Genomic DNA, 24,274 nt, shown 5'->3' on the forward strand with positions numbered 1-24,274 from the left:
CTTATGTTGCACATGCTACACTCAAGCCCATGTCTCTTTAACATGATTATTTATGAAACAACTGCTTGATTTCCTGCCCCTCGTCATCTTTTTTGCCGTCTATAAATTTTTCGATATTTATATCGCCAGCGGCGCATTGATCGCAGCCACCGCGCTTCAATTGATCGTGACCTATGCGCTATATAAGAAACTTGAAAAGATGCACTTAATCACCTTTGCGATGGTGACAGTGTTTGGCACACTCACTTTAGTGTTTCACGATGATTCTTTTATCAAGTGGAAAGTGACCATCATCTATAGTTTATTTGCCATCGCCTTAGGTGTCAGTCAATTGCTCAATAAATCGATATTAAAGTCGATGTTAGGCAAAGAAATGCAAGTAGACGACAAAATTTGGGCTCGTGTAACTTGGTATTGGGTGATCTTTTTCGCCGCTTGTGGCCTAGTCAATATTTATGTCGCCTTTAGTTTGCCATTAGAAACTTGGGTCAATTTTAAAGTGTTTGGTTTAACCGCTTTAACCTTAATTAATACTGTCCTGACCGTATTTTATCTTTATAAACACCTTCCCGAAGATCAACGCAAGGAACTCAAATAATGTGGTATATGATTTCAGCTCAAGATTTTGAGAATAGTTTAGAAAAACGTTTAGCCGCACGCCCAGCCCATTTAGCTCGCCTGCAAGCCCTCGCCGATGAAGGTCGTTTACTGATCGCTGGCCCACACCCAGCCATCGACAGCGAAAACCCAGGTGATGCAGGCTTTAGTGGTTCACTGGTTGTCGCAGATTTTGAATCCTTAGTGGCAGCAAAACACTGGGCCGATGCCGATCCCTATATCGAAGCGGGCGTTTACCAAAGTGTTGTGGTTAAACCCTTTAAACGAGTTCTGCCTTAATGAAAATAGTGTCCTTTAACATCAATGGTCTGCGGGCACGCTTGCATCAATTGCAAGCCTTAATCGATAGCCACCAGCCCGACATTATCGGCCTGCAAGAAACCAAAGTGCACGATGAGGCGTTTCCATTAGCCGAAGTCGAAGCTATGGGATATCAAGTGCATTACCACGGCGGTAAAGCTCACTATGGTGTTGCCATGCTGTCTAAAGTCGCACCAGAAAAACTGCAAAAGGGTTTTCCAAGCGATGATGAAGATGCCCAGCGCCGCATGATTATCGGCACATTTACCCAAGCGAATGGTCGTCCATTGACTGTGTTCAACGGCTATTTCCCCCAGGGCGAAAGCATAGACCACCCAACAAAATATCCTGCTAAACGTAAGTTTTATCAGGATTTAATGCACTACTTGCAGACAAATCACAGCAACGATGAAGATATCGCCATCATAGGTGACATCAATATTTCGCCGACCGATTTAGACATAGGCATAGGTGAAGTCAATCGTAAGCGTTGGCTAAAAACCGGCAAATGTAGCTTCCAACCGGAAGAACGTGAGTGGTTAAAAACCTTACAAGACTGGGGCTTAATCGACACTTTCCGTCAATTACACCCAGAGCGCATCGAACGTTATTCTTGGTTCGATTACCGCAGCAAAGGGTTCGATGACAACCGTGGCCTGCGAATTGATGTGATTTTAGCAACGCCTTCACTAGCAGCACGTTTAGTCGAATCCGACGTCGATTACGATCTACGCGGCATAGATAAGCCCTCAGATCACGCCCCCATCTGGAGCACGTTCAAAGAGGCTTAATCAGCTAACGTTCGATCATCTTAGTAGATATAAAACATCGGCTTAGGTCGATGTTTTTTTATGGGCGAAACATATTTTATCTTTGTCGTTCGATGAATAGTTAATGAGTCAGGTTTGAAACTGAACGTAATTCACTTTTGGACAGATATGTCTTGAAGACGAGTGTTTGGGGACCAATAATTTTAGTTGTGAGGAGTTTAGCGTTTGCAGATATCCACTCACACATGCTTGCCATGGTATTTGCTCGTCGACTCGCAGCCAGTCCATCCGTGGATGCTCGACCGCCCCATCTGATGTGAAAGGATTCACAAATGCCGCGATGGCATGGACGCCAAAGAGCGGCCATGGGGCAGACGGTCGTCTCACAAATCACCAAGGCTCACCTGTTTAGCATTGGCGAAACCTGTTTGTTTTTAAAGAAATAGGTAGCATGCTTTGGGACAAAAGCGTATTAGGTCATCAGCTATAACAAGTGAATTTCGCATAGAAATTTCTATGGTGTAACGCCTTGCTCAGCTGCATTTTTGGAGTAGAAGCTTTTGTGTTATCAAACAAAAAAGAAGGAACGGAAAAATTTCAGATACAACAATTTGTTATGTTCGCATTCTGATAATACTATCAACATATTGATGGACCATTATTCAACTTTCACATAGAAGCAATTACATTTACAACTGAAAAGACCAATTTGAGGATCTTTAGGTGTAACTCCCTTACGTTTAGCTTGTGAGTTAGCAACTTCTACAGCGTGCTTAATCTCATTAATTTCTTTGCTAGATAGCCTTCTCGTATGCCCATGTACAGGACATCGTTCTCGTTCTCCATCACCCGATATTCGCTCTCCTGACATATTGATGCCCTCTTTCTAATTACTACCGCTTTAAACATAACGCCGCCAGCAACTGCCGGAGTGAGTTGGAAGCTTTTTTACGTCTTTTTGCAAAAAAGAAGACAGTTTACGGAGGTCAGATTGACTGGCCTTGTTAAACATTTTAGAACTTGAGCGAATAACCACTGGAAACCCACTCATTGAAATTTTCCGCCAACAATACCATAGACTCTTTCGTTAAATCGCCGAAAGGTACCCTATAAACTGGCCAGTCTTCTGAACTTATATTATGTGTGGTATCGAAGACAATTGACTCTCCCCCACCATCTGAACCAATAGCAACCAACCCAGGCAAGTATTGCTCGTAGCAATAGGCTTCTGTTAATTCGGATATCTCTTTAGCGCTCCAGAGCACAACTGAGTCATCTGGTTCTTGCACGCCAATCGGAGTTTCTGCCCCATTAGTTTCAAGCAAGAACTTCTTATACTCACTCGGAAGATCTGTTCCTAACCATTTCTCAAGAGCCTGAATTTCTTCAGCACTTGCTGGATTTTCCGGATATTCGAATTTATCTCGATATTTGCTCATAATGCTTAACGCCCATTTAAGGGGCTGATAATCGTTTGCTAAAATTGTGTAGCGAAGCGAAGTCGAGCAAACTGTTAGCAGTCCCGCTTTAAATGCTTGTATGGGTTAACGTTTGGCTAAGGGGCAGGCTTTAACCCATCACTGAGAGCGGAGCGAACGATTTGAACCACTATTTAGGCTATCACAGTTACTCAAGGTCTACACAAACCTGCTTGTGCCATGCAGAAAGATTCGGCCATTCTTCCTTAGTGCTGCCGTTGTGAGACCAATAAATTATCTCACCCGTCTTTGCTATGCAGAAATAGTCGCCATTATCCTCGATGAATGGCAAAAGGTCTCTTGGAAGACCCATGACATTCCAGGCTGTTTCAGCAATGTCAAAGATATCAAGATGGCCAGAGCCGGGTAAAATTACCGCAGGCTCAAAGGTAGCGTTTGCAACATCGCTGCCAGACTTCAAAAATGATCGGTAGTCGTCATGAAAACTGATGCCCAGTTTGCTTTCTGCGCTAGCTATTTCGGTATCTGTCGGGTTTCGAAATGGATCGTTATTCATAATTATTGTTGCCTAACGTTAAGCGGCGTCCCAAGCCAATTTTAATTGACCGAGGCGAACAAGTGATACTCTGGTGAACGTTTATCATCAACAAACAATTTAAAATTGCTTGATATTTTTCTTAAATATTTCCGATAAAGGTTAACACAATCAGCCATATAGAAACCATCAATTTCCCCAAATTCTATTTTTACAAAACACAGATTTCCACCGCCAACCACAGTGAAATACCCTCCGCAAAAAGGACATTTTCAGACATAACTTTCTCCCCTGAAATCTATGACCGTCAATTTAGATAATGTCACGCTGATAGAACAGAATGGGACAATATAACTAAATAGTTCTTTGGGTACTTCCAAATTAAAATGGCGGAAATCTACGATTTCCGCCATTGTCTGATGATACGTTACTACTTAACATGAGACTCAGTATCGGGCGTTATTGCTCAACACCCCATGCCGACGACTCACATTAAAGGTGACACATTAACTCGTGCGGTACTGCTTTAAAATGCCATCTAACTCGACCGAGGCATGGTGCAGATCATTGGCTAAGGTCACACTGCGCTGGGCTGTTTGTTTGATAGTTTCCGACTGATGGCGGATTTCATTCAATTGTCCGGCAATATCCCGCGCGGCGACACTCTGCTCTTCCGCCGAGGCGGCAATTTGGCTGCTCATATCAAATACCGCATTGACCGATTGCGCCATACCTTGAACATCATCACCGACGGCGATAATCGCACTGCGACCTTCATCGGCCTGATCGACTATCTCCATGGTAATGCTAGATAAACGAGTCGTGCCAGATTGTAAGCCTTCAATCATGGCCTGAATTTCTACCGTGGCCTGTTGAGTTCGACCCGCTAAGGTACGCACTTCATCGGCTACCACAGCAAAGCCACGACCTTGCTCACCGGCACGGGCCGCTTCAATGGCCGCATTTAAGGCTAACAAATTGGTTTGCTGGGAAATACTGTTAATGGTTGTGACTACAGCATCGATACTCGCCGCATCCTTAGACAATTGTTCCACCGATGAAAACGCCGCACCAATCTTAGTTGAGAGTAAACCAATGCTTTCCACTGTATGGCTAATACGCCCACGACTGGCCAACATTTGGCTTGAATTTTCCTTGGTTTGCAACGAAGTATTACTCGCATTAACAGAGACTTCTTCAATCGCTGAGGTCATTTGTGCCATCGCCACGGCAACGGAATCGAGGAATTGATGTTGGAACCCAATCAGTTTATCACTGGTGGCCGCCTGTTGATTAAATTCATCGGATGCCAATGATAAGGTCTGTGCATTTTTGCCAATGGCTGACACCATTTCACTCATATTGTCGGCGCAGCGATCGATTTCCCGAGCAATCAAACTGAAATCGTCAGTACCAAAGAAGTTTAATCTAAAGCTCAAATCACCATCGGCTAAGCGTTTGATGGCTAAGTACATGTCCCATAATCCACCACCGAGTGAAGTCGAAATCCAGTAACTCAGTTGGAATAAAGGCAACAAACCCACTAACGCTAACCAGAACATAAAGTTAGCATCGCTACGCGCATCGGCTTCCCACTCATGGACATTCTGCGTCAGTTGTAAGGCTTGACCTGACACACTGGCGCTGACCGTCACTTTATCCCCTTGACGCTGCGCATCACTTTGCCTTGAAGTTACAGTTAACCCGTATTGGCTGGCAAATTGAGATAAGGCGTCAGCTTGTAGCTTTTGCGCCGTTGCAACTTGCGCTAAGGTATCGACGCTAGCTTGAACCCGAGCGATTGAGGCCTGCTCAAGGTTACGGTGCGCATGTTGATAGTTGACAAGCGCCACGGCGGCCGTGATCAGCGCCACCATAGAACACACTACCCAAAACTTTCCGTTGAGACTGAACTTGATCAATATGGCATCAATGGTACGAAACTGGATTTGTTTCATCTTGATAATTCCTAAGAACAAAATACTATTTGGCACTAAATCAGCAGTATAGCTCAGATTGTCACGACAACTATGTCAGTCATAAGATCTGAGCAGGTATTATGCTAATCCGTGCTAGCAACTTGGTTACGTGTGGCGGCAGACCACTTTTGTGTCAGAGTAACCAACTGCCCCGTTAACAGGCTCATGCTAAAACCTAATAAGCCACCAATGATCAACGACGGCACGACATTGGCCACATCACCCGCCATAGCAAAGGTAGTGCAACAGCCAATAAATGCGCCGGGAATAAAGCTAAGCTTTTGATAACTTGCCTGTAAACACATGGCCGAAGTGGCTATGCCGGTAAAAATATACCCAAATACGGGCGAAATAAAAAAGCTGCTACCCGAGATAATGAGCCAAGCCCAAAATACACCGGACAGGTTTGTGCACCACGCCATCATCACGCCCTGAAAGCCAGCCTTAGGTTGAGCAAAAAAAGTGCTACAACCTAAAAAGCCGATCCAAGTGACCAGATGAAAAGCATCTGCGACGCCACACCAAATAGCCGCCAATAGGCCGGCAGAAATAGCGACTTGCCAACGATTTTCCATGGATGACCCCTTTAGTAATTCTATTCACGGAAGTTTAATACCCTTGGGCGCTCTAAAATGTATATTTTGAGGTGGCTTGGGTAAACATATTGGTTAAATTACCTCTATTTTAGTAACAAAAACCTGATCTATTGCTAATTTTCGGCATTAATGCCCGTAAAATCGCTAACAAGCAAATTTTTTGTGGTAAAAAAACGAAAAAAGCGCTTATTAGGCGCTTTTTTGTTCAAACGGCTTTCAGTTAACCCTCTTGCCGACACTTACACTCGCAATAGTTTATTCACGGGAAGATCGCGGATCCTCTGCCCCGTCGCCGCAAAAATCGCATTGGTTAAACTCGGGGCAACGGGCGGCACACCCGGCTCACCCACGCCTGCGGGCGGCGCATCGGATGCAATAATGATGATCTCCATATCGGGGGTTTGGGGAAGTCGCAGCAAAGGATAATCGTGGAAATTCGATTGCTGCACTTTGCCCTCTTTGTAAGTGATTTCACCCATCAAGGCTAAACTCAGGCCAAATACAATCGCACCTTCTGTCTGTGCTTTTACCCTATCTGGGTTAACTATCGTGCCCGCATCGATAGCAGCGATGGCATTCAGCACTTTAAGCTGTTTATCCTCACTCACTTCCACCAGCATGGCCACGGCGACATAACTCACAAAACTGCGGTGTACGGCAAAACCCCAGCCCTGATTTTTACCCGCCTTGGGCGCCTTAGCTTGGGCTTTTTCGACCGCGTCGATTACCCCAAAATAGCGACTGACGTCCACAGGGTGACGATTGAACTCTTCGCCATAGTTGCCGTAGGTGAACTGTTGGTCGGTAAAGGTCTCACGCCTTGCTTCACCTAAAAGGCTACGCCACATTGCAGGGCAAGAAACCTGAGAACGATGAGCCATTTCATCGACAAAACTGCCGACACTAAAACCGTGCTGAATATTACACACAGAGCGCATCCAACCAATACGGCTATGCGCCTGCGCTTTTACCGCTTCGTATCTTAAATTTGGCAAAGCAAAGGGCACATCCACAAAGCCTAAATCCAACTCACCGCCAGAGGGATATTCCACCCCTTCGGCAAAGGTCGAGCTAATGGATGGAAATCCGGTACGGGCTAAAAGCGCGGTCGGTTTGTTATTGGCATCAAACAGTGCCTGATAGGACTGGGCGCTGATAGCATGGTAATAACCGTTTTGAATTTCATCTTCGCGGCTCCAACTCACCTTAATTGGACGCTTGAATTGCTTCGATAATAGTGCGGCTTCAACGCTAAAATCAGGTTTAGATTTACGCCCAAAACCACCACCCAATAGGGTGACATTCACTTTAATCGCATCTTCTTCCATACCTAGCGCTGCGGCCACATTTTGCTGGGTACTTTGCGGCGTTTGGGTCGATGCCCAGATTTCACAGCCCTTTTCAGTCACATGGGCGGTGGCAACGGGCGGCTCAATAGAGGAATGAATTAAATAAGGCACGGTATAAACCGCTTTTAACGTATTCGCCTCGGGCCAGTTTTTGATTTCATCACCAGCTTGACGCACGACATTACCGCTTTGCTGTACCCGCTCGACCAGTGACTTCAAATAAAGACTTGAATCATGCTGACTGTTGTCGGCCTGAGTCCAAGTGACTTTTAAGGCTTTGCGCCCTTCGAGGGCACTCCAAGTGTTTGTGGCGATAACAGCTACGCCGCCCAAAGCCTGAAACGCGGGAGCGCCCTTAGCGGCTGGCAAACGATACACATCCACTACCCCAGCCACTTGACGCGCTGCGGTATCGTCCAAGCTTGCCACATCGCTCCCGAGCACCGGCGGGCGTATTATGCTGGCGTAAAGCATGCCATCGAGTTTGATATCGTAACCATAAATCGCGCTGCCACTTAACATGGCATCCATATCAACGATTTGACGTGATGCACCAATCTGCTTGAAATCTTTAACGTCTTTAAAGGTTAATGACTCAACTGCAGGTACTGGCTGCTCTGATGCGGCTAACGCTAACTCGCCAAACTTGGCCGAGCGGCCCGTTTTAGCATGCAGCACTTTATGGCTGGCGGTATGCACCTCGCTCACGGGAACTTTCCAACGTGCGGCGGCAGCCTGTTCTAGCATGGTTCTTGCCATCGCCCCCATCTGGCGCATGCGGTCGTAATTTTCGCGAATACTGCGGCTACCGTCGGTGTTTTGGCTGGCATAACGTTTATCAGCTAAACCTTGAATAGGGACAATTTTATCCCAATCCGCTTCTAACTCTTCGGCTAAGACTTGCAGAATGCCGGTTCTGATCCCCTGTCCCATCTCGGAGCGATGGCAAGTGAGGTACACTTTGTCGTCTTCACCAATGGCAATAAACAGATTCAACCGCGCTTCTTTATCCTGCGCCAGCGCCATGGGGCTCCATGTTAGTCCGCTCGCCCCTAATGCTAATCCGCCACCCACTGCGCCAAACAGTTTTAGCACGTCGCGGCGGCTGATATTTTCTACGGCAGTAAAAGTACTCATATTAGCCCTCCTGTTTGGCATAGTTTTGCAGTGCAGCTTTGATCCTAGGATAGGTTCCACAGCGGCAGAGATTACCCGACATGGCCGAGTTGATTTGTTCTGCAGAAGGTTTCGGATGCTGCGCCACTAACGCCGCAGCCGACATCAGTTGTCCCGCTTGGCAATAGCCGCACTGGGGCACGTTATGTTCGGCCCAAGCATTTTTAAGCTTTTGATTATCCAGCCCTTCAATTGTTGTCAGACGTTTTCCTTGTGCCTGCCCCAAACTGGTTAAACAGGCGCGCACAGGTTGGCCGTCTAAATGCACAGTGCAAGCACCGCATAACCCTGCACCACAACCATATTTAGTGCCCGTGAGCCCTAAAATATCCCGTAACGCCCACAGGATTGGCATCTTAGGATCGGCATCTAAGGTAAATGATTTACCGTTGATGAAAAGTGTTTGGATGGAAGCGGCGGTACTGGCTTCCTTGATAACTGCAGTGGTTGATAATACTTCTGCCATAACTCACTCCTTAAGTGCCAACCACGACGCAAGATCGGCTTGGGTATCAATATCAATTGCGGCGCGGGGTAGTGTTATAGCGACTAACGCTCCCCGCTGTGCTTGTTGTTTTAGAATCGATTTTGCCCCGCGATCACCACTCAAGTGAGTGAACTGCGGTAATGTAGAGGCATTAAAAATAGCAGGTACGCCTAAATCATCCAAATAATGGGCGGCAACGTCTTTACCGGTTTCATGCCATGTCAAAATCAGTTGTCGATAATCGTCTGCACTCAAGGCCACTTGGTCTGCCAATGTCAGCAGCATGGCATCAAAGCCCTGCTCCTTGGCATAGCTTGCCGCCAAACTCACTGAGGATGCCAAGCCTGTTTGCCACTGTGGATTAACTAAAATATCAAAGGGTTGGCGGGAATGAAGCTCGACTAATAATGGCTGCAATATGTGCTGGTGAGCACCGAGTATGATTAACAAAGGCGTATGCTGGAGCGAATGAGTGTCTTGGCGATCCAAACCTAAATCTTGGTAACTAAGCTGCTGTAAACGCTCAACATGAGTGTTAATGATGGTTTGTTCGCGAATTTCCGTAGCGCTATGTGATGGTAGAAGTTGCGCTAACTTTACCCCGTCAAAGCGCTTACTCTCGCCGGCCGCAAGTACCACAATCAGCAGCCGCTTGGATGAAAGTGGCGTTTGCTCTGTCAACGTTAGCGCTGCCGACTTTGGTGCTGAAGACATTAGTACAGAAGGCTTTTGCACTGGCGGCAACATCATCAACGCATTATCTCATCGAGATGTTTTAAGGTTGCGCCATGGAGCACCCCGTGGCACTGGGCCAAAATACTTAACGCAACGGCACTCGGTAACTCGCCGCCAAGGGCAAGCCCCGCGGGAGCAGAAAATACCCCAGTAAAAGATTCAGCACTGAGCCCTGCCATTCCAAGCACTTTATCCCGTCGATGGGCAGGACCAAGCAAGGCGATATAGGCTAGCGGATGCGCTTGAATGACCTTTAATGCCGCAGCATCTAAGCCCAAGTTATGGTTCATCACCACGGCACAATCCAATTGAGCGATATGATTCGCGGTTAATTCCCCCGCGGTCAGTTTCACTATATGGGCATGGGGGAAATCCGCCGCTCTGGCATAGGCGGTACGACCATCAAAAACAGTCACTAGCCAACCTAAAGTGTGGGCCATGGCGGCAACGGGCTTAGCATCGATACCACCGCCAAAGATCCCAAGATGGAATCTTGGTCTCAAGGGAATAATCAGTGATTCTCCCGCGTCTTGGGTGAAGACGCCCGTGCGAACAAAATCGCTGGCGGGGAACGGCGTCAACTCCTCAGAATAAAACGCAGCGTGATACTGGCGCGCATCCGTCCCCGCTTTGACTAAAGGCAATTGGTAAAAACCCGACCGACCGTGGCGAAATGCCTGCACTAGCTCAACTAAGCCAAGATCATGATTCTCTTTTAGCAGAGGGATCAACATGATATCTACTATGCCACCACAACCGAGTCGATAGCTGGCATCGGACTCATCGCTTGCATCATAGGTGACACACATGACTTGCTTAGTCTGCATGGCATTTTGAGCATGGCGGCGTAAATCGGCTTCTAAACAGCCGCCACTTAACATACCCACGCCTTGACCAAACTCATGGAACAACATCATGGCGCCAGGTTTGCGATAGGCCGAACCTTGAATTTTGGTGATCACCGCAAGCACCCAAGCGTCATCCGCCAGTGGTAGCCAATGCTCTAGTAAATCTTCGATTTGGTGATCCATCCGCAAGGACTCCATTGGGTTAGAGAGATTTAAAAAAATTTAATGCGCTTATCGCTATTGAAACTATCAACCGTTAATAACGCAGCTATCGACGACTATTTGTCATCAAAGCTTGACGCAAGTTTTATCAGCAAATAAAACCGCTTCGTCAAACGCTCGCATTAAACATATGGACAACCAAGTTAGCAAAGGCGTGTGCGTATTGAAAGGAGTAATAGATTTCAAAAAGCGTTGAAGCATAAAATATGTTCAGGGGAAGCTAAAGAGTAAGAATTGACGTCCATGTCTTGAGTAGCGTTTATTCGCAAATCAATCACATTTATCTAAAACTGGTATTCGCCCGCCTTAGTGCGCAGTATCTGGGATTGGTTGTCTAGACTAATGGATGTCGATTCAATCTGTTCGATAATCTGTGATACTTCACGGGAATTATCGCGGATCACCATCATGCTCGAAGCGATTTCTTTAGAAACCAAGGATTGTTCTTCAGTTGAAGCGGCAACCTGAGTATTGATCCCATGAATCGCTTCCGTACTATGGCGAATATCCTCAAATACTGCCACGATACGTTGCAGTTCTACCCCCGCCTTTTGCATTAGCGTCGCCGCTTGAGTCACAGATGTACCCACTTGATTGGTACGGCTTTGAAGGCTTGCGACAATATCATCGATTTCCTTGGTGGAATCTTGAGTGCGCTGGGCTAATGATCGAACCTCATCAGCTACCACAGCGAAGCCTCGTCCTTGCTCACCGGCCCGTGCGGCTTCAATCGCGGCATTCAGTGCCAGCAAATTCGTCTGCTCAGCAATCGCCTTAATCACACTCAACACATTGCTGACTTGGGTACTTTCGTTCACTAGGTGTGACATAGAGTCCTGAGTATTCCTAAACTCAGTTTCTAATACCGACATGGCTTTCAACGCTTCCGATACTGTCTGTTTACCTACAGTGACATGCGTTTCATTTTCGGCGGCGCGGCTTTCAGCATTCGAGGTGCTCTCACTCACATGTACTAAGGTCGTGGTCATTTCTTCCATCGCACTGGCGCTGGCGTCCAGTTCTCTCGCCACTCGATTTGAGCTTTCACGCGAAATTTGAATTGATGCTTTAGTTTGCTTCGCTAAATCAGCCACCTCTTTTGCAATACCATCCGTTGTCGATAATGAACTGGCAAGGGAAGAGATAAACAAGTTGATTTGATTAACGATTTCACCAATTTCCCCCTGAGTCGTAACAGAGATCCGCCGCGCAAGATTTTTAGAGCGCTGAATATCGAGCAATTCAACACAGGTCTGCACTAAGGGAGTCACAATCCTGCTCTTAACGATAATAAATCCGCCAACGGCGGCTAAAATCACGATAAATAACACCAGTTGGGACCAGTTTAATGCTGCATGCAGGGAATCGAGTCGGTTATTCACATCACCATCGGTACGTTTATCCAATGCTGTAAAAAACTCATCAATCGGCTGCATGATCTTAGCTTTTTCTCTGTGGTATTGGTCGCTATGTAATAACTCCCTCGCCATAGTTAAGTTAGGCTCACCTTTGATCGTGTAAGTTTGGGTGTTGGGGTCCATAAAAATACCTTTGACGGCATTCATGGCTTTCACTTCGAGGGCGACTAACGCATCTGAGTTTTGCTGAGCTTGTTCAAGGTAACGGAATTCTTCATCAGAAAAACCGAGGGACTTCATTTGTGTGTTTATCGCAATGCTAGCACCGTCGGGTTTTGGCTTATCGCCATAGCTCAGCACCAAATCCCAGTAAATCTGATGATATTTTTCAGGTCTAGACTTCTCACCATTACGGATAGCCAAAATATCCATATACATTTTTTCGTATTTTTCATCACCCGTAACAGCGTAAGTTCGAGCGAGACGCGTTAGGTCATCGGAACTTTGTCTTAACTCATCGGCAACTTGATAGGACTGATATCGGACGCTAGCCGCATCATTAAAGAGATCGATTTTAGACTTAACATTGAAGCTCAATACCGCAGAAATCACGGCACTCGCGACTATGGTCGAAAAGACCACGCTCATCATTGTTTTTGTTTTCATACTTACCCCAGTAGACGGAAGAACTGCTTTAAGTCTAGAAGGAAAAACAGAAAACATAAAAAAGGTTGGTTTATTAGCTGAAATAATCATTTGATTTGCGAGTGATTATCGCTCACAAATCAAGCAATGCTGAATGGCGTCTCAATTACAGTAAAAGTTGGTCCGCGACAAAGGGGTTATGCTCGCGCTCTTCGCCAAAGGTCGACATAGGACCATGCCCAGGAATGAATTCAACCTCGGCACCTAAGGGCCACAGTTTTTCGGTGATCGAGTGAATTAAATCCTGATGATTTGATTGGGGGAAATCGGTGCGACCGATAGAACTTCGAAACAAAATATCCCCCACCCACGCCAACTTAGATTGGGCAGAGAAAAGTGCAATGTGTCCCGGCGTATGCCCAGGGCAATGCAGCACAGATAAACTTTGCTCGCCCACTTTAACAATATCACCATCCTGCAGATATTGATCCGGTTCAAAGGCATCACAATGGGGAAAACCAAAATTTTGGCTTTGCTTAGGTAAGTTATCAATCCAGAATTTATCGGCAATATGCGGGCCAATAATCGGCACATTGGCGGCTTTCGCTAAGGCTTTTGCACCACCGACATGATCGATATGCCCATGGGTAAGGAGGATTTTTTCGAGGACGAGTCCAAGTTTCGCCACTTCGTTTTGGATCCTGTCAATATTCCCGCCGGGATCCACGACCGCAGCACACTTGGTTTTTTCACACCAGATCAAGCTGCAATTTTGCTGAAAAGGTGTCACTGGAATAATCTGATACTTCATAGCTTCAATCTCGTGTTATCCATAAGCGATAGATTACGCTAAGAAACTCATCATGGCTCAAATTTATATCCAAAAAATTGATCTTCACCAAAAGCTAATCAAATAATCCTAGCTTACGACATAAACTATTTTGTCTATACCCAAGTTAGCTGAAGATACGCGTTTCAGGTAGCCTAGGTTACTGCATCTTCAGCTTATTTGGGTATACAATCTGCCAATCACAATAACATGATCCTCTGCCATTAAGGTTGTTTGATGAAACCCGATATTATTCTCGCCGGAGTGCTGGCGAAGAAACACACTTTTACCTTGCCCCTCAACTATCAAAATCCAATTGCAGAGCAAATCCAAGTGTTTGCCAGAGAACTCTGTAGCCCAGAAAACAAAGATAAAAAACTACCTTATATCGTATTTTTTCAAGGCGGCCCTGGATTTGCGGCCATGCGTCCCGCCAGCAACAGCGGCTGGATCCGCCGCGCATTAAAAGAATATCGGGTGTTATTACTCGATCAACGTGGCACAGGCTTATCAACACCGATTAATTACCAAAGCCTGCAACACTTAGATCCCGCAGCTCAAGCGGATTACCTAAGCCATTTCAGGGCTGACAATATCATTCGTGATGCCGAAACGATTCGTGCCCAGCTTTGTCCCGCCGATAAGTGGGCGATTCTCGGCCAAAGTTTCGGGGGATTTTGCGTGTTACATTATTTAAGCGCCGCCCCTCAAGGCGTCAGTGAAGCCTATATCACGGGTGGCATACCATCATTAACCCGTAGCAGCGACGACGTCTATCTTGCGACTTATCAACGCGTACTGGCGAAGAATAAACAATTTTTCCAACGCTTCCACGATGCTCAACATCTCGTCACTCGCTTAGCAAAACATTTGCTTGAAAATGAAGTGTATTTGGCAACGGGTGAACGCCTCACGGTTGAAATGTTGCAACTGCTAGGTATTAATATTGGAATGGAGCAAGGGCCTGAATCGGTTTATTATTTGCTTGAACAAGCCTTGATCAACACGGCTTCAGGGGCAGTAGTCAATCCGTTATTTTTAAATCATTTCGGTCAAATGCTCGATTACAACACTAACCCAATTTTTGCCCTGTTGCATGAGGCCATTTACTGCCAACACTCAGCTTCACAATGGTCTGCACACAGGGTTAGACAGCAATTCCCCGCCTTTAACTATCAACAAGGTAAACCGTTTTTATTCACAGGTGAGATGATATACCCATGGATGTTTGACCAATTTAGTCACTTAGTGCCGCTTAAAGCTGCGGCAGAAATCCTCGCCCATAAATCAGATTGGCCAGCACTTTACAATCTAGAGCAACTGGCACAAAACCGAATCCCTGTTGCAGCGGCCATTTACAGTGAAGATATGTTTGTAGAGATGCAATACAGTTTAGAAACTACAAAACAAGTTGGCAGGCTAAAGTATTGGTTAACATCAGAATATGAACATAACGGCATCCGCATGGATGGAGAACGCATACTGGATAAGCTCATCAGCTTAAACCGAGGCGACACCCTAAGATAAATATGAGCTTTAAGGGCTAATTAAGTTAATGCTGGGATTATATGCCTGCTCCTCATCAGTTGAGTGATTTTGGCAAGCTTTAACGACCTATTTCCGTATGAGTAAACCGTTTTGGTTTACTCTTTTTTTTGCCCAAATTCAGTGCTATGAAAACGTTATAGCTTAAGGTCGAATATCCCCTACAACAGAATCACAACGCACTCGTGACGATTAAACCTCTGTAGCCATTTTGCGTGTTCGACTCCTTGCGCCAGCACTAGCCACTGACTTCTTCACACTGCTTTTAGCTGTACTTGCAGTGCCTGCCCGTTTTGCCGAGCTCGAGGCTTTGCGGTAAGGCGACTTACGATAACCGGATTTATTACTTGCCGTTTTACGATAACCTTGGCCTTGTAAACCATTAAGCGCGGTTGGCAGTTGTGCGCCTGCATTCTGGATAAGCGTGGATAAGGTGCCGAGCAGTGGCTGCATAAAGGCTTGATAAGAGGTTTCTTTATGGCAAATGCCGTTCAAGCTCGCTTCCCAAAGCGCTGTCATATCTGGCGTAGTCGCACTCGCGGGCAAGCTGTTAATCAATCCTTTCCCCACGTCTGTCGAGACAATAGATTTACCTAAGCGTTGTAAAAAACCGCGTTTGAACAGCAATTCGATAATACCTGCACGGGTGGCCTCTGTACCTAATCCGTCGGTTTCTTTAAGAATTTTACGGATCTCAGGATCGGTCACATAACGGCTAATACCCGTCATAGCACCGAGTAAAGTGGCATCGTTAAAGGCCTTTGGTGGTTGAGTATTTTTCTCCAACAATTCGCCTCGAGTACAATGCAAAGCCTGTCCCAATTTCAAAGGCGGTAATTGGCCGATAAACTCGTCATTCTCCTCATCGTCCTTACCTGTGCTTTCTTCCGTCGACTTGTTGCCACTCGCCTTACTGCCATTTGGCTCTTGGCGGGCAAAGAGTTGCTTCCAGCCGAGGGATTTATCCTGACGCGCCTTGGTATTAAATAAGCCACCCTCGATTGTCACTTGCACAGTGGTTTCACTGTAACAATAAGCCGGATAAAACTGTGCTATGTACTGGCGAGCAACATGAAGATATAACTGCCTCTCACGCTGACTCAAGCTAGATAAGTTAGCCGTCTTCTCTGTGGGGACGATTGCGTGATGGGCGTCCACTTTTTTATCATCCCATGCTTTAGATTTAAGACGGGGCTCGGGGGCATCAGCACCTTGCAATAACTCAGCAGCACCGTCACTTATCGCCTTAAGTACCGAAGGCGCAAGGTTATGTTGCTCAACGGGTAAATAACGACTGTCGGAGCGTGGGTAAGTAATGAGTTTATGACGTTCATACAAACTTTGGCAGGTATCGAGCACATCCTTAGCACTCATGCCAAACCGTTTCGCCGCATCAATTTGTAACGCGGATAAGCTGTAGGGCAATGGTGGATTCTGTTTCTTGTCCTTAGCCACTAATTGAGTGACTAAAGCGGGTTTATCACTGATGCGACTCACCACATTTTGCGCTAACCCTCTCACTAACACTCGTCCTTCTTCATCCATATAAGGCTGACAAGCTTCGCTAGGTTGCCACTTGGCGCTGAAGGTTTCTTGCTTCTCGGTCGCCAAATGCGCCAGTACTTCATAAAAAGGCTTAGATTGAAAGTGGGCAATCTCTTCATCACGGCGCACCACTAGCCCAAGCAATGGCGTTTGTACTCGGCCGACGGATAACACGCCTTGATAACCGACCTTTTTACCTTGGATGGTGTACGCACGCGTCATATTCATGCCATAGAGCCAATCGGCACGACTGCGAGCTAAGGCCGATGTGGATAAAGGAATAAACTCGCGATTGCTGCGTAGCTGCGTTAGAGCCCGTTTTACAGCTTGTGGGTTTAAGTCACTGATCAGTAAACGCTGGGTTTGATGTAGCTTGTCCCCCGTCACGCCAAGATAGGCAATCACTTCATCCACGAGTAACTGCCCTTCGCGGTCGGGATCGCCCGCGTTAACCAGCGTGTTGGCTTGTTTGACTAATCGTTTTAGCACTGTGAGTTGGCTGCGGGTCGCAGCCTTAGGTTTTAGTTGCCACTTGTCTGGCACTATTGGCAAATGCTCGAATTTCCAAGACTTAAATTCGGGATTATAGGCATCAGGTTCTGCTTGCTCGAGCAAGTGACCAACGCACCAAGACACACAATCGCCATTGGCGGCTTCGATAAATCCATCGCCTTTTTTATGGGGTTTAGGCAATACATCGGCAATGGCCCGCCCTAGGCTAGGTTTTTCTGCGATATAAAGGATCATACAAACACCAAACACTGGATATAATTACAGTATAATTTAGCCCAAACGCCTGTTGAGTGCAAATTTCTGTAGTAAACCGTGCTTAAATGTCAAAGCTTAAGTGTAAATTTAATTGCGAATGATTCTCAACAAGGCATAAGATACATTAAATGACTAAGGAGTAACTATGAGACAATTTGCAATAAATGCGCGACAAGCAATGACAATAACTCCAGCATTAATATTAAGATTCAATCAGTTATTGATATTCCATAGCTTAATGTTACTCGCATTAAGCATGCTCACCAGTACCTGGCTGGGACAAATGAAAATCATCGATATGCCGTTAGCATGGGGATTCATTCTCGTCATTCCTATTGCTGTGAGTTTATCTCTATTACTCAGCCATCAAATCACGCGCCATAGCTTAAGCAGCTTATTCGGCGTGTGGATGCTACTTTGGGTAATGGGATAACTGACATTCATAATAAATCACTACCGTATTTCGAGTTAACTCGCCCCTCTGCTCTATTTATCCATGCTAAAACTCAATTTCAAAACACATTGATTTCAAATATTTAACATTTTAACTATGAAGCTCCCTAAAAAATAGTTATGTTGAGTATCTTGGATATTTACAAAAAATGTCTTAATCAAAAGTGAATGTCCTAACTCAACATCTGTTGAATAACCGTAAACCTAAAAACTCTGCTAAAACAACACAATAAAGGAATCGGAGTCTATGAATGAGATTGTCAACGCGATCAATAGTGTAATTTGGAGCCCTGCACTTATTTTTCTTTGCCTAGGTGTCGGGCTCTATTTCTCCCTTCGCACTCGATTTTTACAGCTGCGCCATCTGCCAGAAATGATCCGCCTGATGTTTGATGGTAAGAGTACTGATGCGGGAGTGTCGTCTTTTCAAGCACTCGCGATGACATTAGCGGGTCGAGTCGGTACAGGTAACATTGCAGGGGTCGCCACAGCAATCACCTTTGGTGGTCCTGGCGCTTTATTTTGGATGTGGATGGTTGCCTTTCTCGGTGCCAGCTCCGCCTTCGTTGAATCTACCTTAGGTCAAGTCTATAAAGAAAAAATCAATGGCGAGTATCGTGGTGGGCCTGCTTTTTATATTGAAAAAGGCTTAGGCATGAAATGGTATGCATGGGTATTTGCAATTGCGACCATATTTGCTTGCGGGATCCTGCTGCCGGGCGTACAAGCTAACTCGATAGGTTCAAGTTTAAAAACCGCTTTCAACATAGATCCTAATGTGACTGCAGCCATACTGGCTATGCTTCTTGGCTTTATCATTTTTGGCGGTGTAAAACGTATCGCTCACTTTGCCAGTGCCGTCGTCCCCTTTATGGCACTGGGTTACATCATAGTGGCTTGTGTCATCATAGCGCTAAATATTGGCCAGCTACCGGGTATTTTATGGTTAATTATCAAAAGTGCCTTTGGCTTTGATGCGGGTTTTGGTGCCATTTTAGGCTTAGCCATCATGTGGGGGGTAAAGCGGGGTATTTACTCCAACGAAGCGGGTCAAGGTACAGCGCCACATGCCTCATCTGCAGCGGCGGTAAGCCATCCAGCCAAACAAGGGTTAGTTCAAGCTTTTTCTGTGTATATCGACACCTTATTCGTTTGCTCTGCAACTGGTTTCATGCTGCTTATTACAGGACTGTATAATGTTCAGGGCCCAGACGGTGCGGCGCTCTATACCGGCATTGCCGGAGTCGCTGCAGGACCAGGCTACGTACAAACGGCAATGGAAAGTATGATGCCAGGATTTGGCAATATCTTTGTGGCTATCGCACTCTTCTTCTTCGCCTTTACGACCATAGTGGCTTATTACTACATTGCCGAGACCAACATTGCCTATATCAACCGTAAAGTAAATCATCCTTGGTTCATGGTCGTTCTCAAAGTCGTGATCATTGGCTCAACCGTATACGGCACAGTTAAAACGGCTGATATGGCTTGGGGAATGGGTGACATTGGTGTTGGACTCATGGCATGGCTCAATATTATTGCCATTATTCTATTAAGGAAAACCGCATTCACTTGCCTAAAAGATTATGAATCACAGCAAGCACTCGGCATAGAGCCACTTTTTGACCCGGTAAAACTGGGTATTAAAAATGCGGATTACTGGGTTGAACGTAAACACGCTGAAGAAAATGTAATGACTGAAACAACACAACGCATAAATACGTAGACGTTATCACGATGATCCGTTAAGCAAATATAAGCCATTAAAAAGCCAGTGATTTCTCACTGGCTTTTTTGTATCGTTTAGAACAAAAATAACACAAAATTTACGATACTGAATGACCCACAATCTTTATGGGTGACAGACGTTATGCAGCTCTAAGTTAGTGCCGATATCTTTATTTCGATCGGCTTTAGCATCATCATTACGCAGTTGCGTCAAGTGATCTAAATACGCTTGGTCAACGTCGTTCGTGATGTAGTGACCATCAAATACGGACGTTTCGAAACGTTTAATTGCAGGATTCTCCATTCTTACCGCTTCAATTAAATCGGGTAAGTCTTGGAAAATAATGCCATCAGCACCAATTAACTTGGCGATTTCATCGGCATCACGACCGTGTGCAATAAGCTCATTCGACGTTGGCATGTCAATACCGTACACGTTCGGGAAACGAATTTCCGGTGCGGCAGAGGCAAAGTACACTTTCTTAGCACCTGCTTCACGGGCCATTTCGATGATTTGCTCTGAGGTCGTACCGCGAACGATAGAGTCGTCCACCAGCAAGACATTTTTGCCTTTGAACTCAGTGTTAATCGCATTCAACTTACGACGCACTGACTTCTTACGCTCCTGTTGACCAGGCATGATGAAGGTACGGCCAATATAACGGTTTTTCACAAAACCTTGGCGGTACGGTAAGTCCATGCAACGGGCAATCTCCAGCGCGATATCGCAAGAGGTTTCAGGAATAGGAATAACCACGTCGATATCGTGATCGTACCATTCTTTCTTAATCTTCTCGCCAAGCTTAGCGCCCATGTTGACGCGACTTGCATATACAGACACTTTGTCGATCGTCGAATCTGGACGGGCAAAATAGACGAATTCGAAGATACAAGGTGCATAGCTAGGCTCGGCTGCACATTGACGGGTATACAGCTGACCGTCAATTGAAACATAAATCGCTTCACCCGGTGCCACATCACGCATCACTTCAAAGCCAACAGCATCGAGTGCCACGCTTTCAGAAGCCACCATGTATTCAGTGCCAGTGGCGGTTTCGTGCTTACCTAATACTAAAGGACGAATACCAAATGGGTCACGGAACGCAACTAAGCCTTGACCAATAATCATGGCAACAACCGCGTAGGCGCCACGAGCTTGTTGGTGTACGTTAGCGACCGCATCGAACACTTCTTCCGACGTCAGGGTTAAACTCGTGGTTTTTTGCAGTTCGTCGGCCAACAGGTTTAACAAGACTTCAGAATCCGAAGTGGTGTTAACATGACGACGCTTTTTGATCAGTCCTTCGGCTAATTCGACTGTGTTGGTTAAGTTACCGTTATGGGCTAATGAGATCCCAAATGGCGAGTTAACATAGAAAGGCTGCGCTTCAGATGCGCTTGAACTGCCCGCAGTTGGATAACGCACATGGCCAATACCAGCATTACCTTGTAGGCGTTGCATATGTTTGACTTCAAAAACGTCTTTAACCAAACCATTGGCTTTACGTAGTCTGAAAGCACCACGATCAATGGTCACAATACCTGCCGCATCCTGACCTCTGTGCTGCAACACTGTCAGTGCATCATAAATGGTCTGATTAACCGATGATTGGCCAACTATTCCGACGATACCACACATGGGTAAGCTTCCTCATTGTAAGATGTTCTATCACTTAGGATTATTTTATTTTCTTTCTTATAGTTTGGGTACAAAGCTGGAGGTATTTTCCAAATAGTCAAAAAACCATTGAATAACAACGCCAAATTCGGGTACTAGCACAGAATCTTTCCACCATTGGGAGTTGGGAGAGCCTGTAAAAGCATCCATGAAAAACAACAAGGCGCTCACAATAAGCGCGCCTCGAATAGCACCGAAGCACAAGCCCAAAAGCCTGTCAGTGCCAGATAATCCGGTTTTGACAACAAGTTGTCCGAGAATATAGTTAACTAAGGCACCGAGTACCAAAGTGGTAATAAAGAGGATGGCAATAGAAACGCCATTACGCAGCATCTCATCGTTCATTTGTGTTAAGTGAACGGCAAGATCTTGGTAAAATTGGCTGGCAACAAAGAAAGCCGCAAACCATACCACTAAGGACATGGCTTCTTTGGCAAATCCACGGATCAGACTGATAAGAGTCGATAATCCGATGACGAATATGATAGCGTAATCAATCCAAACCATTGAGATGGCTTTCCGACATGGGCTTTAAGACGGCGCGATTCTACCAGAGACTGAAACGATTCTCACCCCTAGTGAGGTAAATAAATCATTTTCAGTCTCGAGTGTTGTATCACCATTAAGATTCTAAGGGATTAAAAGGAACAATCCAGCCCTTGAGACGTGTAAGGTTTTCCACCTCAACTTGTACTTTCTTCAGCTTTGCCTCAGACACATCGGGTCCGACAAACACTTTAGTTAATACGCCATCTTTAGGGTTTTCAGGAATAGTGTACGCTTTAAAACCACTCTTACGCAGCTGTGCAACCAAGGCTTTAACATTCGTTGCGTTGTTAAAACTGCCAAGCTGCAAGGTAAAGCCACTTTTCAAGCTGTCACGGCTGACCACTTTAACGGCATCCTCTTTGGCTGCACTGGCTTTGGGCGTTTCTGCTTTAGGCTTTTCAGCCTTAGCCACAGTAGTCGCTTTAGCGTCCGCTTTTTTAGCCGGCTCAGTTTTTACAGTGGCTTTAGGCGGCTCTTTTTTAGCTTCAGGTTTCGTTTCAGGCTTAGGCTCTGCTTTTTTAACATCAGGCTTAACGTCTTTCTTAACATCTTGCTTTGCGACTTCGATTACTGGCGCAACGGCAGACTTTTCATTGTCAGCATTAACTGGCATTTCGGCTAAGGCGACCTCAGTCCCATTCAGCGCGGCAGCATCCTCGGCTGACAAGACTTCAAACATATCATCGTCGGCTTTTTGCTGCTCAATCACGGTCGGGCGCAAAGGAATTTCGGAAAACTGCTCTTCTTGGCGATCTTTTTTGCCATCCAAAATATCCGGCAAAAAAATTACCCCAAGCGCAACCAGCACCACAGTGCCGACTAAACGATTATGAAACTGGCTAGACAAAACTGACTTCCTGCATAAATTGAGACTTAAAACCTGCCACAGTGTAAAAGGAGCCAAACACAATTACCACATCATCTGGGTTAATTTGCGCTTTTAATGCAGACCAAGCCTCAGATATGTCCTCAAACTCAAATGCAGCAGCCTCAGTGGCTAATGTTTTGCGTAGCATGGCCGAACTCGCGCCACGCTCACCGTGCAGACTGACCAAATACCAAGTGTCGATCAGTGGATTGATCACAGGCAACACACCTGCAATATCTTTATCCTTCAGCATGCCGCAAAGGGCGAACACGCGCTTACCCACAACGATTGGCGCTAACTGTTGTACCAAAAACCGCGCCGCATGGGGATTATGGGCAACATCGAGTAACACTAACGGCTGCTCACTCACCCGCTCTAATCGACCCGTTAACCGAGCCGTGCTAATACCCTCAGCAATAATTGAAGGCGTGATATCCGGCCAGCCCTGCTCAATCACTGCCAATACAGTCGCCGCATTAGGTAATGGCAAAGTTGGTAACGCTAAATCGTGCAGTTTGAGCACTTGACCTTGAAAATCCCACAGATTGCCATGGGCTTGATAACTGAATTCGTTACCGACGCGATACAAGATGGCGCCAACCTCATTGGCGACATCATTGACAGTGTGTGGCAAGTTGGGTTCACCGACAATGGCAGGTTTACCACGGCGGAAAATGCCCGCCTTTTCACGGCCCACAAGCTCACGGGTATTACCGAGATAACTTTCATGGTCTAAATCGACCGACGTCAGTACGCTAATGTCGGCATCGATAATATTGGTGGCATCTAACCGTCCACCTAAACCGACTTCTAAGATAACCACATCAAGCTGAGCGGTTTTAAAGAGTATCAAGCCTGCAAGCGTAGCGTACTCAAAAAAGGTCAGAGAAATATCGCCGCGCGCGGCTTCAATTTGCTCAAATGCCGTAACAAAACCGCTATCACTGACATCGCTACCATTGATACGCACTCGCTCGTTGTACTTCAGCATGTGTGGCGAACTGTATACGCCCACAGTCAAACCCGATAAGCGCAGAATATTTTCGAGCATGGCGCAGGTGGTGCCTTTGCCGTTCGTCCCCGCCACTGTCACTATCTTGGTTTGACCTAAATCCAAAAGACCAAGGGTTTGCGCGACCTTAGAGACACGGGTTAACCCCATATCGATTTCGATTGGATGTATAGATAGCAAATAATCCAACCACTGTTCCAATGCTGCATTTGACGCTGGTACTGTAAGCATGTCCGTATATC

Annotated in this window: 21 protein-coding genes; 6 read left to right on the plus strand and 15 right to left on the minus strand. The window is 46.0% G+C overall.

What is annotated here, in order from left to right:
- The first annotated feature begins 52 nt into the window (after positions 1-52).
- The 3 genes from L5L98_RS05125 to xthA are packed head-to-tail and all read left to right on the plus strand — an operon-like array spanning position 53 to position 1,709.
- Positions 53-598 (plus strand): septation protein A, encoded by a 546-nt coding sequence (locus tag L5L98_RS05125; protein ID WP_028761007.1) that lies wholly within the window; start codon positions 53-55, stop codon positions 596-598.
- Positions 598-897, plus strand: a complete 300-nt coding sequence (locus tag L5L98_RS05130) for a YciI family protein (protein ID WP_028761008.1) — start codon at positions 598-600, stop codon at positions 895-897. The genes L5L98_RS05125 and L5L98_RS05130 overlap by 1 nt, the downstream gene beginning before the upstream one ends.
- On the plus strand, positions 897-1,709 hold the full coding sequence (gene xthA / locus L5L98_RS05135; RefSeq protein WP_028761009.1) for an exodeoxyribonuclease III: 813 nt from the start codon (positions 897-899) through the stop codon (positions 1,707-1,709). Before L5L98_RS05130 ends, xthA begins: the two co-directional genes overlap by 1 nt.
- A gap of 992 nt (positions 1,710-2,701) precedes the next feature.
- Here xthA and L5L98_RS05140 read toward each other — a convergent pair.
- The 10 genes from L5L98_RS05140 to L5L98_RS05185 all read right to left on the minus strand — a co-directional run bounded on the left by L5L98_RS05140 (position 2,702) and on the right by L5L98_RS05185 (position 13,868).
- Positions 2,702-3,127 (minus strand): SMI1/KNR4 family protein, encoded by a 426-nt coding sequence (locus L5L98_RS05140; protein WP_131523523.1) that lies wholly within the window; start codon positions 3,125-3,127, stop codon positions 2,702-2,704.
- Positions 3,128-3,314: 187 nt separating this feature from the next.
- Positions 3,315-3,683, minus strand: coding sequence for an SMI1/KNR4 family protein (locus L5L98_RS05145; protein WP_028761011.1), 369 nt, complete (start codon positions 3,681-3,683; stop codon positions 3,315-3,317).
- A gap of 485 nt (positions 3,684-4,168) precedes the next feature.
- Positions 4,169-5,620, minus strand: coding sequence for a methyl-accepting chemotaxis protein (locus L5L98_RS05150; RefSeq protein WP_263139063.1), 1,452 nt, complete (start codon positions 5,618-5,620; stop codon positions 4,169-4,171).
- A 104-nt stretch (positions 5,621-5,724) separates the two neighbouring features.
- A complete protein-coding gene (locus L5L98_RS05155) occupies positions 5,725-6,216 on the minus strand; it encodes a DUF1097 domain-containing protein (RefSeq protein WP_113940728.1) in 492 nt (163 codons plus the stop codon).
- Between the two features lie 260 nt (positions 6,217-6,476).
- Positions 6,477-8,723 carry a xanthine dehydrogenase family protein molybdopterin-binding subunit gene (locus L5L98_RS05160; RefSeq protein WP_263139065.1) on the minus strand — a complete coding sequence of 749 codons (2,247 nt, stop codon included), beginning with the start codon at positions 8,721-8,723 and terminating at the stop codon, positions 6,477-6,479.
- Position 8,724: 1 nt separating this feature from the next.
- Positions 8,725-9,228 carry a (2Fe-2S)-binding protein gene (locus L5L98_RS05165; protein WP_263139066.1) on the minus strand — a complete coding sequence of 168 codons (504 nt, stop codon included), beginning with the start codon at positions 9,226-9,228 and terminating at the stop codon, positions 8,725-8,727.
- Between the two features lie 3 nt (positions 9,229-9,231).
- Complete coding sequence (locus L5L98_RS05170; protein ID WP_411569204.1) at positions 9,232-9,999, minus strand: nucleotidyltransferase family protein; 768 nt, start codon at positions 9,997-9,999, stop codon at positions 9,232-9,234.
- Positions 9,999-11,015, minus strand: coding sequence for an XdhC family protein (locus tag L5L98_RS05175; RefSeq protein WP_263139069.1), 1,017 nt, complete (start codon positions 11,013-11,015; stop codon positions 9,999-10,001). Before L5L98_RS05175 ends, L5L98_RS05170 begins: the two co-directional genes overlap by 1 nt.
- A 323-nt stretch (positions 11,016-11,338) precedes the next feature.
- Positions 11,339-13,078, minus strand: coding sequence for a methyl-accepting chemotaxis protein (locus L5L98_RS05180; RefSeq protein ID WP_028761018.1), 1,740 nt, complete (start codon positions 13,076-13,078; stop codon positions 11,339-11,341).
- A 145-nt stretch (positions 13,079-13,223) separates the two neighbouring features.
- Positions 13,224-13,868: an MBL fold metallo-hydrolase gene (locus L5L98_RS05185; RefSeq protein WP_113940724.1), complete on the minus strand. Its 645-nt coding sequence runs from the start codon at positions 13,866-13,868 to the stop codon at positions 13,224-13,226.
- Positions 13,869-14,123: 255 nt separating this feature from the next.
- Here L5L98_RS05185 and L5L98_RS05190 point away from each other — a divergent pair, with 255 nt between their 5' ends.
- Positions 14,124-15,413 carry an alpha/beta hydrolase gene (locus L5L98_RS05190; protein ID WP_263139072.1) on the plus strand — a complete coding sequence of 430 codons (1,290 nt, stop codon included), beginning with the start codon at positions 14,124-14,126 and terminating at the stop codon, positions 15,411-15,413.
- A gap of 210 nt (positions 15,414-15,623) precedes the next feature.
- Here L5L98_RS05190 and L5L98_RS05195 read toward each other — a convergent pair whose 3' ends face one another.
- The gene (locus L5L98_RS05195; RefSeq protein ID WP_263139074.1) at positions 15,624-17,723 is read right to left on the minus strand and encodes a DNA topoisomerase III; all 2,100 of its coding nucleotides are present in this window, start codon (positions 17,721-17,723) and stop codon (positions 15,624-15,626) included.
- Between the two features lie 166 nt (positions 17,724-17,889).
- Between L5L98_RS05195 and L5L98_RS05200 the strand changes: the two genes are divergently transcribed.
- On the plus strand, positions 17,890-18,177 hold the full coding sequence (locus L5L98_RS05200) for a hypothetical protein (RefSeq protein ID WP_173244062.1): 288 nt from the start codon (positions 17,890-17,892) through the stop codon (positions 18,175-18,177).
- 267 nt (positions 18,178-18,444) lie between these two features.
- Positions 18,445-19,923, plus strand: a complete 1,479-nt coding sequence (locus tag L5L98_RS05205; protein WP_173244059.1) for an alanine/glycine:cation symporter family protein — start codon at positions 18,445-18,447, stop codon at positions 19,921-19,923.
- Positions 19,924-20,049: 126 nt separating this feature from the next.
- Here the strand turns inward: L5L98_RS05205 and purF are convergent, their stop codons facing one another.
- The 4 genes from purF to folC form a co-directional block, all read right to left on the minus strand.
- Entirely contained in the window at positions 20,050-21,564 is a 1,515-nt protein-coding gene (purF, locus tag L5L98_RS05210; RefSeq protein WP_028761029.1) for an amidophosphoribosyltransferase, read from the minus strand.
- Between the two features lie 57 nt (positions 21,565-21,621).
- Complete coding sequence (locus tag L5L98_RS05215; RefSeq protein ID WP_028761030.1) at positions 21,622-22,110, minus strand: CvpA family protein; 489 nt, start codon at positions 22,108-22,110, stop codon at positions 21,622-21,624.
- A 115-nt stretch (positions 22,111-22,225) separates the two neighbouring features.
- Complete coding sequence (locus tag L5L98_RS05220) at positions 22,226-22,999, minus strand: SPOR domain-containing protein (RefSeq protein WP_028761031.1); 774 nt, start codon at positions 22,997-22,999, stop codon at positions 22,226-22,228.
- Complete coding sequence (folC, locus tag L5L98_RS05225; protein WP_263139085.1) at positions 22,992-24,263, minus strand: bifunctional tetrahydrofolate synthase/dihydrofolate synthase; 1,272 nt, start codon at positions 24,261-24,263, stop codon at positions 22,992-22,994. The genes L5L98_RS05220 and folC overlap by 8 nt, the downstream gene beginning before the upstream one ends.
- Between the last annotated feature and the right edge of the window lie 11 nt (positions 24,264-24,274).

The sequence above is a fragment of the Shewanella sp. SM23 genome, assembly GCF_025654295.1.
GTDB lineage: Bacteria > Pseudomonadota > Gammaproteobacteria > Enterobacterales > Shewanellaceae > Shewanella > Shewanella oncorhynchi.